General features: G+C 64.9%; 13 protein-coding genes. 9 read left to right on the forward strand and 4 right to left on the reverse strand.

Features of this window, described 5'->3' with window-relative positions; translation table 11 throughout:
* Positions 1-7: 7 nt before the first annotated feature.
* Both J2R78_RS23735 and J2R78_RS23740 read left to right on the forward strand, forming a co-directional pair.
* The gene (locus J2R78_RS23735) at positions 8-886 is read left to right on the forward strand and encodes an NmrA/HSCARG family protein (RefSeq protein ID WP_253607055.1); all 879 of its coding nucleotides are present in this window, start codon (positions 8-10) and stop codon (positions 884-886) included.
* A 157-nt stretch (positions 887-1,043) separates the two neighbouring features.
* Positions 1,044-2,207, forward strand: a complete 1,164-nt coding sequence (locus tag J2R78_RS23740; RefSeq protein WP_253605569.1) for an IS4 family transposase — start codon at positions 1,044-1,046, stop codon at positions 2,205-2,207.
* A 192-nt stretch (positions 2,208-2,399) separates the two neighbouring features.
* Here J2R78_RS23740 and J2R78_RS23745 read toward each other — a convergent pair whose 3' ends face one another.
* From J2R78_RS23745 to J2R78_RS23755, 3 genes are all read right to left on the reverse strand, one after another.
* Positions 2,400-3,110, reverse strand: a complete 711-nt coding sequence (locus J2R78_RS23745) for a type 1 glutamine amidotransferase (protein WP_253607056.1) — start codon at positions 3,108-3,110, stop codon at positions 2,400-2,402.
* 86 nt (positions 3,111-3,196) lie between these two features.
* A complete protein-coding gene (locus J2R78_RS23750; RefSeq protein WP_253609890.1) occupies positions 3,197-4,135 on the reverse strand; it encodes a hypothetical protein in 939 nt (312 codons plus the stop codon).
* A 195-nt stretch (positions 4,136-4,330) separates the two neighbouring features.
* A complete protein-coding gene (locus tag J2R78_RS23755; protein ID WP_253607057.1) occupies positions 4,331-4,819 on the reverse strand; it encodes an Lrp/AsnC family transcriptional regulator in 489 nt (162 codons plus the stop codon).
* 126 nt (positions 4,820-4,945) lie between these two features.
* Between J2R78_RS23755 and ald the strand changes: the two genes are divergently transcribed.
* The gene (gene ald / locus J2R78_RS23760; RefSeq protein ID WP_253607058.1) at positions 4,946-6,061 is read left to right on the forward strand and encodes an alanine dehydrogenase; all 1,116 of its coding nucleotides are present in this window, start codon (positions 4,946-4,948) and stop codon (positions 6,059-6,061) included.
* 246 nt (positions 6,062-6,307) lie between these two features.
* On the opposite strand, the gene J2R78_RS23765 is transcribed toward ald, so the two are convergent.
* Entirely contained in the window at positions 6,308-7,096 is a 789-nt protein-coding gene (locus J2R78_RS23765; RefSeq protein WP_253607059.1) for an IclR family transcriptional regulator, read from the reverse strand.
* Between the two features lie 145 nt (positions 7,097-7,241).
* Here J2R78_RS23765 and leuC point away from each other — a divergent pair, with 145 nt between their 5' ends.
* From leuC to J2R78_RS23795, 6 genes are read left to right on the forward strand one after another with little or no spacing between them, the layout of a single operon-like run.
* A complete protein-coding gene (gene leuC / locus J2R78_RS23770) occupies positions 7,242-8,645 on the forward strand; it encodes a 3-isopropylmalate dehydratase large subunit (RefSeq protein WP_253607060.1) in 1,404 nt (467 codons plus the stop codon).
* Between the two features lie 3 nt (positions 8,646-8,648).
* Positions 8,649-9,299, forward strand: coding sequence for a 3-isopropylmalate dehydratase small subunit (gene leuD, locus J2R78_RS23775; RefSeq protein WP_057016901.1), 651 nt, complete (start codon positions 8,649-8,651; stop codon positions 9,297-9,299).
* Complete coding sequence (gene leuB / locus J2R78_RS23780) at positions 9,296-10,429, forward strand: 3-isopropylmalate dehydrogenase (RefSeq protein ID WP_253609891.1); 1,134 nt, start codon at positions 9,296-9,298, stop codon at positions 10,427-10,429. Before leuD ends, leuB begins: the two co-directional genes overlap by 4 nt.
* The gene (locus J2R78_RS23785) at positions 10,429-11,490 is read left to right on the forward strand and encodes an ABC transporter substrate-binding protein (RefSeq protein ID WP_141340739.1); all 1,062 of its coding nucleotides are present in this window, start codon (positions 10,429-10,431) and stop codon (positions 11,488-11,490) included. The genes leuB and J2R78_RS23785 overlap by 1 nt, the downstream gene beginning before the upstream one ends.
* Positions 11,487-12,320: an ABC transporter ATP-binding protein gene (locus J2R78_RS23790; RefSeq protein ID WP_253607061.1), complete on the forward strand. Its 834-nt coding sequence runs from the start codon at positions 11,487-11,489 to the stop codon at positions 12,318-12,320. Before J2R78_RS23785 ends, J2R78_RS23790 begins: the two co-directional genes overlap by 4 nt.
* Positions 12,317-13,189, forward strand: coding sequence for an ABC transporter permease (locus tag J2R78_RS23795; RefSeq protein WP_057016904.1), 873 nt, complete (start codon positions 12,317-12,319; stop codon positions 13,187-13,189). The genes J2R78_RS23790 and J2R78_RS23795 overlap by 4 nt, the downstream gene beginning before the upstream one ends.
* Positions 13,190-13,237 lie beyond the last annotated feature (48 nt).

Consider the following 13,237-nt stretch of genomic DNA (forward strand, 5'->3'; position numbering starts at 1 on the left):
ATGCGACATGACCATTCTGGTGACAGGCAGCACGGGCACCATCGGCACCCAGGTTCTCAATCATCTCGCCGGTCAGGGCGTCGAGGTTCGGGCCCTGACGCGTTCGCCCGGCAAGGCGCAATTTCCGCAGCACGTGACGGCGGTTCGCGGCGATCTTGCCGACGTGGATTCGGTCCGCGCGGCGCTCATTGGCGTCAGCACGCTGTTCCTGCTGGTGCCGAATGCCGCCGACGAACTGACGCAGGCGATGCTGACGCTGACCGCCGCGCGCGAGGCCGGCGTCAAGGGCATCGTCTATCTCTCGGTGTTCAAGGGCGAGGCCTATGCGGACGTGCCGCATTTCGCCGGCAAGCACACGGTCGAGCGGATGATCGAGGCGCTCGATCTTCCCGCGACCATCCTGCGTCCGTCCTATTTCATCCAGAACGATCTTCGGCTGAAGGAGCCGCTGCTGAACTTCGGCGCCTACGGCATGCCGATCGGCGCGAAGGGCATCTCGATGGTCGACATCCGCGATATCGGCGAGGCGGCCGCGATCGAGTTGCTGCGCCGCGAGCGCGCGTCCGCACCGCTGGGCCGCGAGACCTACGCGCTGGTCGGCCCCGACGTCGTGACCGGCGAGGGCGCGGCTGCGATCTGGCGCGATGAGCTTGGCCGCGCGGTCAGCTATGGCGGGGACGATCTCGCGGCGATGGAGCAGCGTTTCAAGGCAGCGATGCCGGCATGGCTCGCGCTCGACATGCGCCTCATGTTCGGCCGGTACCAGAGCGACGGCGCGGTCGCGACGGCCGATGAGCTGGCACGCCTGACGAAGCTGCTCGGCCGCGCGCCGCGGGCCTATCGCGATTTCGCCCGCGACGCCGCCGCGCAGTGGCACAAGGGCTAGCTGCGAATGAAGGCTTTACAGCGAAGCAAGCGCTTCCTTCACCTCTCCCCTGCGTGCGCAGGGGTGTCCGGGGAATGATTCACTGTGTCGCGGTGCATGCTCGGCAGGACCGAGGCAAATCGGTCTTTTCTGGTTGTCGAGACACAGAGGGCCGAGCATGCGATATCGCGGTAGCATTTTTGGAAGGCTGCTTGAACCGATCAATCGACGGCAGTTTCAGACGGTTGTGGATCGTCTGGACGGGGATGCCTACGACAAGTCGTTCAGGAGCTGGGATCATCTGGTGGCGCTGATCTATGCCCAGCTTAGCGGCAACAGCAGTCTGCGCGGGGTGGTGACTGGCTTCAACGCCAATTCGCAGCATCACTATCACTTGGGAACCGGCAAGCTGTCGCGCTCGACGTTGTCCGATGCCAATGCCCGCCGTCCGATCGGCATTTTCGCGCAAACCTTTGCGGCGCTGTCGGCGATGGCGCGTCGCCAGCTGCGGAGTGAAGGCATGGAGATGGTGCGTCTGATCGACGCCAGTCCGATCCCGCTCGGCAAGGTCTGCAGTTGGGCGACGTGGAACGGCCGCATCCGCGGCATGAAGCTGCATGTCGTCTACGACCCAAGGAGCGATGTCCCGACCTGCGTCGAGATGACGGCCGCGAACGTCAATGACATCGAGATCGGCCGACAGACCCCAATCCAGCCCGCCACCACCTATGTGTTTGACAAGGGCTATTGCCGTTTCGACTGGTGGCAGAAGATCAATGATAGCAAGGCTTTCTTCGTTACCCGGGCGAAGACGAGCATCCGTCTTCGCTCGCTCAGGCATCGCGCCATCCGCAAGCGTAACGGGGATGGCTTCGAAATCCTTGCCGATGACGAGGTGAAGCTCACCAGCAAGGGCGATTCGCGCCTTCCAATCCCGCTCCGCCGCATCAAGATCAGACGCGAGAAAGGCGGCAAGATCACACTCCTGACCAACGACCTTGTCCGTAGCGCCGTCGAGATCGCCGCCCTCTACAAGAGCCGATGGCAAATCGAGCTGCTGTTCCGCTGGATCAAGCAGCATCTCGATATTCGCAAGTTCCTCGGCGCCAACGACAACGCGATCCGCCTTCAGGTGCTCGCTGCGATGATTGCCTACCTGCTGCTGCGCATCGCCGCTCACACCAACTGCATCAAAATGCTCCCGCTCAGGTTCGCCGAACTCGTCGGCCAGCTCCTGCTCACGCGTCGATCCCTCGCTGCCATCGACAAACCTCCGCCCATCAACCCCAGCCGTCGGAAATCAACCATCTCACCTGACCAGATGGAGCTCCGCTATGCCTGAATTTCCCCGGACACCCCTGCTGCGTGCGGGGAGAGGTCGCATCGCATCGAAGATGCGATGCGGGTGAGGGGGAGCCTCCGCGAATTTTTCTGGCTCCGTTGACGTGGTGACAGCCCCTCACCCCAACCCTCTCCCCGTAAGAACGGGGCGAGGGAGCGCAGTTCCGTTGCGGCCGCCAAGCGAACACGATGTCTAGTTGCTACGGCGCACGAGGAAGCGCGTGATCACGCCGCCAAGCGTGGCGTGGTCGAGCGGTTCGGTGAGCGAAGTCTTGGCGGCTTCGATCAGGGCATCCGGCGCGAGGCCGCGGCGCAGGTCGCAAAGCGCGCCGGCATAGTCGGCGGTGAATTCCGGATGCGGCTGCACCGACAGCGTCGTGCCGTTGGCGTAGAGCAGGGCGGCGTGCGGCGTGAACGCGGACGACAGGATGGTGCGTGCGGAGGCGGGCGCGTCGACCACCTGGTCCTGATGCGAGCAGGCGACGGCGATCGTCTCGCCGTCGATCAGTCCGTTGTCCGGCGCGATCCGATAGACATGGCGTCCGATGCCCCAGCCTTTCTCGGATTTGCGCACCGTGCCGCCGAGCGCCTGCGCGATCAGCTGATGGCCGAAGCAGACGCCGACAGTCGGAATGCGCTTGTCATGGGCCGTGCGCACGAAGGCTTCGAGCGGCGCGATCCACGCGACGTCGTCGTAGACGCCGGCGGCCGATCCCGTGATCAGGATCGCATCCAATGCGACCGGATCCGGCAGCGTCTCGCCATTGGCGAGGCTGACGACGTCGCAGCCAACAGATGGATCGGCGGTCGCCACCATCCGCTGAAACATCTGCGGATAGCTGCCGTGGCGCTCGCGGGCTTGCGGGTTGACGAGCCCGGTTTCGATGATGGTGATGCGGGGCATGGAACGCGCTGACGGATGAGCGGGGACGCCTCAGCCTTTACTCCGAAAGCGCCAATGGCGACAAGCTGCGCGTGGGCGGTTGCCGATCAATTCCGCGACGGTACCGCCGCGTCGATCGTGGCGGTGTGCTGCGCTGTCGGCGCCGGCGTCGTTGCGACGATCACGGGCTCGGTGCGGTAGCGCGGCAGCTGATCCTCGAGCGAGTAGCCGACGCAGAGCGCGAGGCTCGACCAGACCGCCATGCTGAAATACAGCGACATCCAGGCGATCTCCTCGCGCCATTCCGCGATGTCATGGGTCACGACCCAGCGCCGGCTGACGTCGCGCAGGCCTTCCAGCGGATGCAGCAGCGTGCCGCCGGCGGCGAGGTTGGCGCGCCAGCGATTCAGATACATCGGGACGTCGACGGTCATCAGGAAGGCGAGGAAGCCGGCGATGCCGACGATCGCGACGATGAAGGCCCAGCGCACCGGGCCATGAAACTCCGGCAGCAGCCGGCACAGAGCAATCCCGACCAGGAAGAACACCACCGCCCAGATCGAGTTCTCGATCGCGTTGCAGAGATAATGGGTGGTCAGCACCGCATACCAGGAGAAGCATTCCGCGATCACGATCAGCGGCACGATGATCCAGGCGATGTTCACGGTGGTCTCGGCGCCGGTCATGGTGCCGAGCTGATGCAGGATGATCGCCCATTGCGCGGCGAAGCAGACCTCGGCGACGGTGGCGACGGTGCGGCCGACCACGACGCTCGACAGCCAGGTGTCGAACAGGCAGATGCGCTGCACGTCGGCGCGCGGCAGGACCGAGCGGAAAGCACAGCCGAACACATAGGCCGCGCACAGCAGCATCATCAGGCCGATGCCCGAGGTGTTGCTGAAGCTGCCATTGGCCTGTTCATTGAACTGGCGGTAGAGCGCGAACCAGACCGCGATGTTGGCGGCGCTGACGAGGCTCAAGAAGCCCCACCACCGGACCACTGGATTTGACCAAGCCAGCGAAACCGGCCGTGCCCGCCACTCCATGCTCATTCACCGCTCCGCGTGTAACCGAATTGATATTGAACTGTAGCAATTCTGTCATAGAAGGCGGCGAATCACGAACTAAAAAAATTGCGTGTGGGAGCGAGCCGGGCAGATCCGATTGTGACAGTGCCCGATTGTGACAGTGTCCGATTGTGACAGTGCGCGATTGTGACAGTGCGTGGTGGTGCGTGACCGTCAGCCGCGCAGCGCGGTCTCGGGAATGGTGCGGCGGACCACTTCGCGCATCGCGAAGCTGGAATGGATGCGGGCGACGCCCGGCATCCGCGACAGATGCTGCTTGTGGATGCGCTCGAAGTCGGCGATGTCGCGGGCGATCACCTGCAGATGATAATCGTCGCTGCCCGACATCAGATGGCAGGACACGACGTCGGGACAGCGTGCGATCGCCGCCTCGAAGGCTGCGAGATAATCCTCGCTCTGCTTCTCCAGCGTGATGGTGACGACGACGGTCGTCACGAGTCCAAGCGTTGATGGTTCGAGGTCGACGCGATAGCCGCGGATCACGCCGATCTCCTCGAGATGGCGGATGCGTCGCGCGCAGGCGGTCGGCGACAACCCGACCTTCTCGGCAAGCTCGATCTGGCTGGCGCGGGCATCAGCGACCAGCTCGGCGAGGATTTTGAGGTCGATACGATCGAGACCGTCCACGCAGATTTCCTTCAAGGGCTGAGCTAGAAGCGAAGGATATGGGCGTATTCGGCTGTGAGCAAGCCGGAAATCGCTGAGAAACGCCATGTGACGGGGCATAGCCTTGATGGCGGCGGAAACGAATCCTTCAAGGAGCGGACCATGCGCATCGGCGTGCCCAAGGAAATCAAGGTCGAGGAATATCGGGTCGGGCTGACGCCTGCCTCGGTGCGGGAATATGTGGCGCACGGCCACGAGGTCGTGGTCCAGCGCGGCGCCGGTGACGGCATCGGTGCCGGCGACGACGTCTACACCCTGGCCGGCGCGCGCATCGCCGACACCGCCGAAGAAGTGTTTTCCGTCGCCGAGATGATCGTGAAAGTGAAGGAGCCGCAGCCGACCGAATGGATCAGGCTGCGCGAGGGACAGATCCTCTTCACCTATCTGCATCTCGCGCCCGACGTGCCGCAGACCTCGGGTCTGATCGCCTCCGGCTGCACGGCGGTGGCCTATGAGACGGTGACCGACGCACATGGCGGACTGCCGCTGCTCGCGCCGATGAGCGAAGTCGCCGGGCGGCTCGCGATCGAGGCCGCGGGCGTCGCGCTGCGCAAATCCGCCGACGGCATGGGCAAGCTGCTCGGTGGCGTGCCCGGCGTTCCGCCGGCGCGGGTTGCGATCATCGGCGGCGGCGTGGTCGGCACCCATGCGGCGCGGATGGCGGCAGGCCTTGGCAGCGAAGTCACCATTCTCGACCGCTCATTGCCGCGGCTGCGCGCGCTCGACGACCTCTTCCTCGGCCGCGTCCGCACCCGTTACGCCACGCTGGAAGCGATCGAGCAGGAGGTCTTCGCGGCTGATGTTGTGATCGGCGCGGTGCTGGTGCCGGGCGCCAGCGCGCCAAAGCTGGTGTCGCGCGCGCAGCTTGCAGGCATGAAACGCCGCGCGGTGCTGGTCGACGTCGCGATCGACCAGGGCGGCTGCTTCGAGACCTCGAAGCCGACCACGCATCAGGCGCCGACTTACCTCGTTGACGACATCGTGCATTATTGCGTCGCCAATATGCCGGGCGCGGTGCCGGTCACCTCGAGCCACGCGCTCAATCATGCCACCTTGCCGTTCGGGCTGGCGCTGGCATCGAAGGGGCTGCGCGCGCTGGTCGAGGATCCGCATCTGCGCGCCGGCCTCAACGTGCATCGCGGCCGCATCACCAACCGCGCCGTGGCCGAAAGCCAGCATCTGTCGGCCGTGATGCCGGAAGAAGCGCTGGCGTCGTAGGAAATTCGAAAGATCTAACTGCAGCGCGGGTCCCAACCTCCCCTTCAAAAGGGGAGGTTGCTTTGCTCGCCAGAGCAAAGCGGGTGGGGATCAACTCTCTCCACATAGAGCGTCGCCTGCGGCTGACCCCCATCCCGACCTTCCCCCTTTCAGGGGGAAGGAGAAGACAGATATTTAGTCCGAATGCTTCGCTTCATCCGGGCTACGGCTCCGTCATCCGCACGACGCGTTATGCGTCCCAAGAGGTCATTTCTCAACGAATCTTGGCCCGGCTTCATCTGTCAATTCTTTCAGCCGGCTCTGCATGACATCAATGATGTGCGCGCGCTTTGCCGCGATACGTTCGATGGGGCCGCCGATGCCGATAGCCAGCGGAGCGCGTCGCTTTGGCAGAGGAACGAGCATGCCTATTGTGTTTGCGCCCGGCGTCGTGCGGCCGCCTGACTCGGAATAGCCGCGGCGGCGAATGCGCTCGACCTCCTCGAGAAAGGCGGATTCGCGAACGCGCGCCGATTGACTCGGCTCCTCGGCGTTGTTGCGCCGGATAATGCCGCGAATTTTGGTGTTCGGCATTTGGCTCAGCAGCACATGTCCGAGCGCGGTCCGCACCATCGGTCGTATTTGACCGGCTTGTGCCGTGTACTGAAGCTGAGAGCCGCCAGGGACCACGTGCAGATATTGCATCCCGGCCGCGCCGGCCTGTTGTCCGAGCATGACGGTTTCGCCGCCCGTCGCGGTCCAGAGTTCCTCCATCAGATCGGTGAGCTTGGTATCACGGAACGGGGAACGACGGATCCAGTCACCGAGCAGATTGACCCGGTAACTGGGGATGAAGAGCCGGGTCTTTCGCTCGTATTCCAGGTAGTTCAATTCGACGAGACATCGAAGCAACATTGACGTGCTCGATTGCGGCATCTCCAACGCGGACGATATTTCGGTCACGGAAGCAGCCCGCTTTGTTTTCCGAAAGAACTCCAGAACTGCAAACGTCCGCATGGCCGATTTGACGATGGCCGTCTTATTCGGATTCGGCATGGCTGGCTCCTCGGTGGGTCAAGTACCGCACCTCCATCACATATGTGATGTTAGGGCAAAACTGCTTCACTTGACGACAACTTTGGCCCAGATTGGCGCCAATAAGATCAAGCCGCATGGAAACGCAGAGAGCAGGGGAAGGCGGATGCCCGGCCGAAGTTTGCTCGAGAAGATCTGGGGCCAGCATGTCATTGCTCGCCTCAGCGAAGACACAGACCTCCTTCATATCGACCGCCATCTGCTGCACGATCTCGGTGGCTCGCGCGGCCTGCTCGATCTGAAGAGCCGGAGCCTCAAGGTCCACAATCCCGAACTGACCTTTGCAACGCCGGATCACGCGCTGTCGACGGCGCCGGGCCGCGCCGGAACCAGCAAGATCGGACTGGAATTGCTGGCTGCGCTGCGGGTCGAGACCTCGGCGAGCGGCATCACGCTGTTCGACGTCGATCAGCCCGGCCAGGGCATCGTCCACGTCATCGGTCCGGAGCTCGGCCTGAGCCTGCCAGGCGCGACCATCGTCTGCGGCGACAGCCACACCTGCACCCATGGCGGCTTGGGGGCGCTCGCCTTCGGCATCGGATCGAGCGAGCTCACCCATGTGCTGGCGACGCAGGCGCTGATCCAGCGCCGCCCGAAGACGATGCGCGCGCGCTTCGAGGGCAAGCTGCCGCTCGGCGTCACCGCCAAGGACATGATCCTGGCGCTGATCGGCCATATCGGCGCCGCCGGCGGCACCGGCTATGCGGTCGAATATGCCGGCAGTGCGATCCGCGCGCTGCCGATCGAGGGCCGGCTCACGATCTGCAACCTCTCGATCGAGCTCGGCGCCAAGATGGGCATGGTCGCGCCGGACGAAAAGACGTTCGAATTCCTCCGCGGCCGTCCCTATGCGCCGCAAGGCGAGATGTGGGATCTCGCGGTGAAAGCGTGGCGCGAATTGCCGAGCGATCCCGACGCGGTGTTCGACCGCGAGGTCGTGATCGATGTCGAGAAGATCATCCCGCAGGTGACCTGGGGCATCAGCCCCGAGCACGTCGTCGGCGTCGACGGCGTGATTCCCGACCCGAAGGCGGTCGACGATCCCTTGCGGCGCGCCGCGATCGAGACTGCGCTCGAGTATATGGGCCTGCAAGGCGGGGCGCCGATCGCGGGCACGCCGGTCGATTGGGTGTTCATCGGCTCCTGCACCAACAGCCGGCTCAGCGATCTGCGCGCCGCGGCCGAGGTTGCGCGCGGCCGCAAGGTCGCGGCCGGGGTCCGCGCCTGGGTGGTACCAGGCTCGGAGAACGTCAAGCGCGAGGCGGTCGCCGAAGGGCTCGACAAGATCTTCATCGACGCCGGCTTCGAGTGGCGCGAGCCGGGCTGCTCGATGTGCCTTGCCGCCAATGGCGAGGTGGTGGCGCCCGGGCAGCGCTCGGTCTCGACCTCGAACCGCAATTTCGTCGGCCGGCAGGGGCCGCGCGCGCGGACGCATCTGGCGAGCCCCGCGAGTGCCGCAGCATCCGCCATTGCCGGTGCGATCGCCGATGTCAGGATGATGGGACGCTAGAGTATGCCAAAACCGTTCGACAAGCTCACCGCAACCGCCGCGCCGATCATGCGCGGCAATATCGATACCGACGTCATCATCCGCATCGAGCGGCTGGTGGGCAATTCGATCCGCGGCACGCTCGGTAAATGGGCGTTCGGCTCGCTGCGCTATCTGCCCGACGGCTCGGAGAATCCGGAGTTCATCCTGAACCGCGAGCCGTACCGCGAGGCGGAGATTCTGGTGACCGGGCCGAATTTCGGCTGCGGCTCCTCGCGCGAGGGCGCGGTGTGGTCGCTGCAGGAGCGCGGCATCCGCGCCATCATCGGCTCCGGCTTCGGCGACATCTTCTTCGCCAACTGCTTCCAGAACGGAATCCTGCCCGTCATCGTCGACAAGGCGGTGGTCGATCAGCTTGCCGCCGACATCGAGGCGACGCAGGGCGCGGGCAAGGTCTCGATCGACCTCGAGGCCCAGACCGTCGTCTCGCCGTCGGGCGCGCGGCATTCGTTCGAGATCGATCCGCGGCGGCGCGAGGGGCTGCTGAAGGGGCTCGACGAGGTGGCGCTGACGCTGCAGCGCGACGACGAAATCCACGCCTTCCAGGCCTCCGACCGCGCGGCGCGGCCATGGATTCATTCGACAACGACACCCGCTTCAAGGACACCGGCATGAGCACGCAATCCAACATGGTCAAGGTCGCCGTCGTCGGCGGCGAGGGCATCGGCCCCGAGGTCACCGCGCAGTCGCGTCGCGTGCTCGACTGGTTCGCGGCGAAGCGTAACGTGCCGATGACGCTGCGCGAGGCGCAATACGGCTTGATCCCGTATCTGGCGACCGGCAAGGTGCTGCCCGAGGACACCGCCGAGGCGATGGACGAGGCCGATGCGATCCTGTGGGGCGCGACCGGCGGGCCGGAGACCACCGAAGTGCCCGCGGCCGCGCGCAAGGCCGGCAGTCTGCTGGGGCTGCGCAGCAAATACGATCTCTACGCCAATCTGCGGCCGATCGTGGCGAGCCCGGCACTGTCGGCCTCCGCGCCGCTCAAGGCCGAGGTGCTCGACGGCGTCGATTTCGTCATCATCCGCGAATTGACCAGCGGCATCTATTTCGGCGAGCCGCGCGGCATCGAGACGCTGCCCGACGGCCAGCGCCGCGGCTTCAACACCGAGCAATACACCACGAACCAGATCCGCCGCGTGGCGCGCTCGGCCTTCGAACTGGCGCGGACCCGGCGTAACAAGGTCTGCTCGGTCGACAAGGCCAATGTGCTGGAGACCAGTGTGGTCTGGCGGGAGGAGGTGATCAAGCTGCACAAGGAGGAGTTCTCCGACGTCGAGCTGACCCATCTCTATGTCGACAACGCCGCGATGCAGATCGTGCGCGAACCGCGGCAGTTCGACGTGATGGTGACCGGCAACATCTTCGGCGACATCCTGTCGGACTGCGCGGCGATGGCTTCGGGCTCGCTCGGCATGCTGCCGTCGGCCTCGCTCGGCCCGGTCGATCGCTTCGGCCGGCGCAAGGCGCTCTATGAGCCGGTGCATGGCAGCGCGCCCGATATCGCGGGCAAGGGCATCGCCAATCCGCTCGGTTCGATCCTGAGTGTCGCGATGCTGCTGCGCCTGACGCTAAACCGGCCCGAGGACGCCGACCTGCTCGAGAAGGCGGTGCAGACCGCGCTGGCCTCCGGCGCCCGCACGGCCGATATCGCCGAGGCCGGGGCGAAAAAGCTGTCGACCGTCCAGATGGGCGATGCGGTGCTCGGCGCACTCGACAGGATCTCGGCCAAGGAGCACGCGTGATGGCGCGCCTCACCATGCCCCACATTTCAAGGCGATCGGCGCTGACGGTCATCGCCGCCGGCGGCGCCGCGCTGGCGACCGGGCGTGCGTGGGCGCAGGCGGCCGCGGGCCGCGCGATCTATCCGGTCGCGGTGCCAGTCTATCAGACGCAGTTCGTCGCCGACCGTATAGGCTACTTCAAGGAGGCCGGGCTCGACTGCAAGCTGGTGCAGGGCGGCAGCGGCGTGAAGACCCGCGAGATCATCGCCTCGTCGCAGGGCGATATCGGCATCGGCGACGTCACCCATCCGATGCAGCTGACCAATCACGGCCGCGCCGCGCGCGTGCTGTTGCCGGTCGACACGCGATCGAACTCGGTGATGTTCATTATCCGCAAGGATCTGAAGGACCAGGGCATCAACTCGCTGGAGGCGTTCACGCAATGGAAGCGGCCCGACGGCCGCAAGCCGATCGTCTCGGTCTCCTCGCTCGGCGGCACCAACCATGTCTGGTCGTCCTATTACATGGAAACCATGGGGCTTGACGACAAGGTGACCTGGATCGGCACCGGCAATGTCGACACCATGCTGGGATCGCTGAAGTCGAAGCAGGTCGATATCCTCGTCAGCTCGCTGTCGCTGTTGAACGAGGCACAGCAGCAGGGCTGGGGCGAATTGCTGTTCGATGGCACCGACGAGGCGATCTGGAACAAGCATATCGGCGGCAAGGTGCCGGTCACGGCGCATTTCACGCTGCAAGCCACCATCGACAAGGACCCGGCCAAGATGCAGGCCTACGTCACCGCGCTGTGGCGGGCCTCGCAGTGGATCAAGACTCACAAGCCGACCGAGGTCTACGACGCCATCGAGCCCTATGTCGGCAGCACCTCGCGCGAGGCCAATCTGCTGGAGATCACGTCGATCCAGAAGGTCGCGGATTATGAGGGCTCGATCGACGCCGCGAGCTTCGCTCGCGGCGAGAAGGTCTGGTTCCGCGAGATGACCGGCATCAAGCCGCTCAAGATCGCCGATGTGGTCAATTCGAACCTGATCGAAGCGGCGCGAAAGGCCTATCCGGGTTGAGCGCGCTCGAGACAAGCGCAACCGTATCGCCGCGCGCCTCGGCCGATCGCCGCGTCGAGGTCAAGGGCCTGAGCAAGTCGTTCCAGCTCGCCAAAACCACGATCGAGGCCGTGCGCGACGTCACCTTCGACGTCCGCCGCGGCGAGTTCGTCGCGCTGCTCGGGCCGTCGGGCTCCGGCAAGAGCACCGTGCTCAACATGATCGCCTCGCTGATCCGCCCGACCGGCGGCGAGATCCTGATCGACGGCAAGCGCGTCGTCGCCGGCAAGGCGACGCCCAATGTCGGCTATGTGTTCCAGCGCGACACACTGTTTCCGTGGCGGACCGTCGGCGACAATATCGGCTACGGGCTGGAGTTATCAGGCGTGCCGGCTCACGAACGGAACGAGCGCATCGCCGAATGCGTCGCGCAGGCCGGCCTGAAGGGATTCGAGAACGCCTATCCGTCGGCGCTGTCGGGCGGCATGCGCCAGCGCGCGGCGCTGATGCGGACGCTGATCGTCGAGCCGCAGATCCTGTTGATGGACGAGCCGTTCGGCGCGCTCGACACCCACACCAAGATCGACATGCACGAGGTGCTGCTTCGGATCTGGGAGCGCGAGCAGCAGACCGTGCTGTTCGTGACCCACGATCTCGGCGAGGCACTGACATTGGCCGACCGCATCATCCTGTTCTCGGCGCGGCCGGGCCGGATCAAGGACATGTTCGAGGTCGATTTCGACCGCCCGCGCGATGCGGTGAAGGTGCGCGAGACCCCGCATTATGCCGAGATGTTCCAGCACATCTGGCATTCGCTGGGCGAGGAATTCGTCAAGGGCCGCAGCACATGAAACGGTACGGCACGCTCGGCACGGTCGGCTGGCAGGTCTTGATCTGCGTTGTCGTGCTGTCAGTCTGGCAATGGGGCTACGACCTCCGCACCAAACTGCCCTGGCTGGTGCCCGACCTGCTCGATCCCTACTTCATCTCGAAGCCGTCGATGATCTTCGATAACTTCCTGATCCAGAGCTGCCTGACCTCGAAGCTCGGCGCCTTCAACAGCTGGTTCAACGGCGACTTCGGAAAGTGCCTGGCGCGCAACGAGAACAACCTCTGGGCCGCGACCGCCATTACCCTGAAGAATACCTTCTTCGGCTTCGTCACCGGCGTGGTCAGCGGCTTCGTCGCCGGACTGATCCTGGGACGATCCGATCGGCTGAGCGCGATCTTTCAGCCCTTCATCACCGCGGTGAATTCGATCCCGCGGATCGCGCTGGCGCCGATCATCGTGCTGGCATTCGGGATCGGCGACATGTCCAAGATCGTGACGTCGTGGATCGTCGTCGTGTTCCTGGTGTTCTTCAACACATTCGAGGGCGCCCGCTCGATCGACGAGGGTTTCACCAACGCGGCGCGGCTGCTCGGTGCCAGCGAGTGGCAGATCACCAGGACGGTGGTGATCCCCTCGACCATGGCCTGGGTGTTCGCCTCGCTGACGCCCGCGATCTCCTTCGCGCTGATCGGCGTGATCGTCGGCGAGTTCATCGGCGCCGAGCGCGGCATCGGTCGCCTCATCATCGAATCGGAGGCGCGCGGCGAGGCCTCGGGCATGATGGTTGCGGTCGTGGTGCTGATGCTGGTCGGCGTGGTGCTGTCGGCGATCATCTGGCGGCTGCAGGCCTATCTGTTGCGCTGGCAGCGGCAGCGCAGCGCCGAGTAGGCCGCGGGCCGTGGCGACGTCGCATTTGCCGCCACGGCCGGGCTGGAT

The sequence above is a fragment of the Bradyrhizobium sp. USDA 4538 genome, assembly GCF_024171045.1.
Lineage (GTDB): Bacteria > Pseudomonadota > Alphaproteobacteria > Rhizobiales > Xanthobacteraceae > Bradyrhizobium > Bradyrhizobium australafricanum.

Bases quoted from the DNA above. Each gene is read 5' to 3' on its own strand.
- J2R78_RS23735 (WP_253607055.1), top strand. From the start codon at position 8: ATGACCATTCTGGTGACAGGCAGCACGGGCACCATCGGCACCCAGGTT.
- J2R78_RS23740 (WP_253605569.1), top strand. From the start codon at position 1,044: ATGCGATATCGCGGTAGCATTTTTGGAAGGCTGCTTGAACCGATCAAT.
- J2R78_RS23745 (WP_253607056.1), bottom strand. From the start codon at position 3,110: ATGCCCCGCATCACCATCATCGAAACCGGGCTCGTCAACCCGCAAGCC.
- J2R78_RS23750 (WP_253609890.1), bottom strand. From the start codon at position 4,135: ATGGAGTGGCGGGCACGGCCGGTTTCGCTGGCTTGGTCAAATCCAGTG.
- ald (WP_253607058.1), top strand. From the start codon at position 4,946: ATGCGCATCGGCGTGCCCAAGGAAATCAAGGTCGAGGAATATCGGGTC.
- J2R78_RS23765 (WP_253607059.1), bottom strand. From the start codon at position 7,096: ATGCCGAATCCGAATAAGACGGCCATCGTCAAATCGGCCATGCGGACG.
- leuC (WP_253607060.1), top strand. From the start codon at position 7,242: ATGCCCGGCCGAAGTTTGCTCGAGAAGATCTGGGGCCAGCATGTCATT.
- leuD (WP_057016901.1), top strand. From the start codon at position 8,649: ATGCCAAAACCGTTCGACAAGCTCACCGCAACCGCCGCGCCGATCATG.
- leuB (WP_253609891.1), top strand. From the start codon at position 9,296: ATGAGCACGCAATCCAACATGGTCAAGGTCGCCGTCGTCGGCGGCGAG.
- J2R78_RS23785 (WP_141340739.1), top strand. From the start codon at position 10,429: ATGGCGCGCCTCACCATGCCCCACATTTCAAGGCGATCGGCGCTGACG.
- J2R78_RS23795 (WP_057016904.1), top strand. From the start codon at position 12,317: ATGAAACGGTACGGCACGCTCGGCACGGTCGGCTGGCAGGTCTTGATC.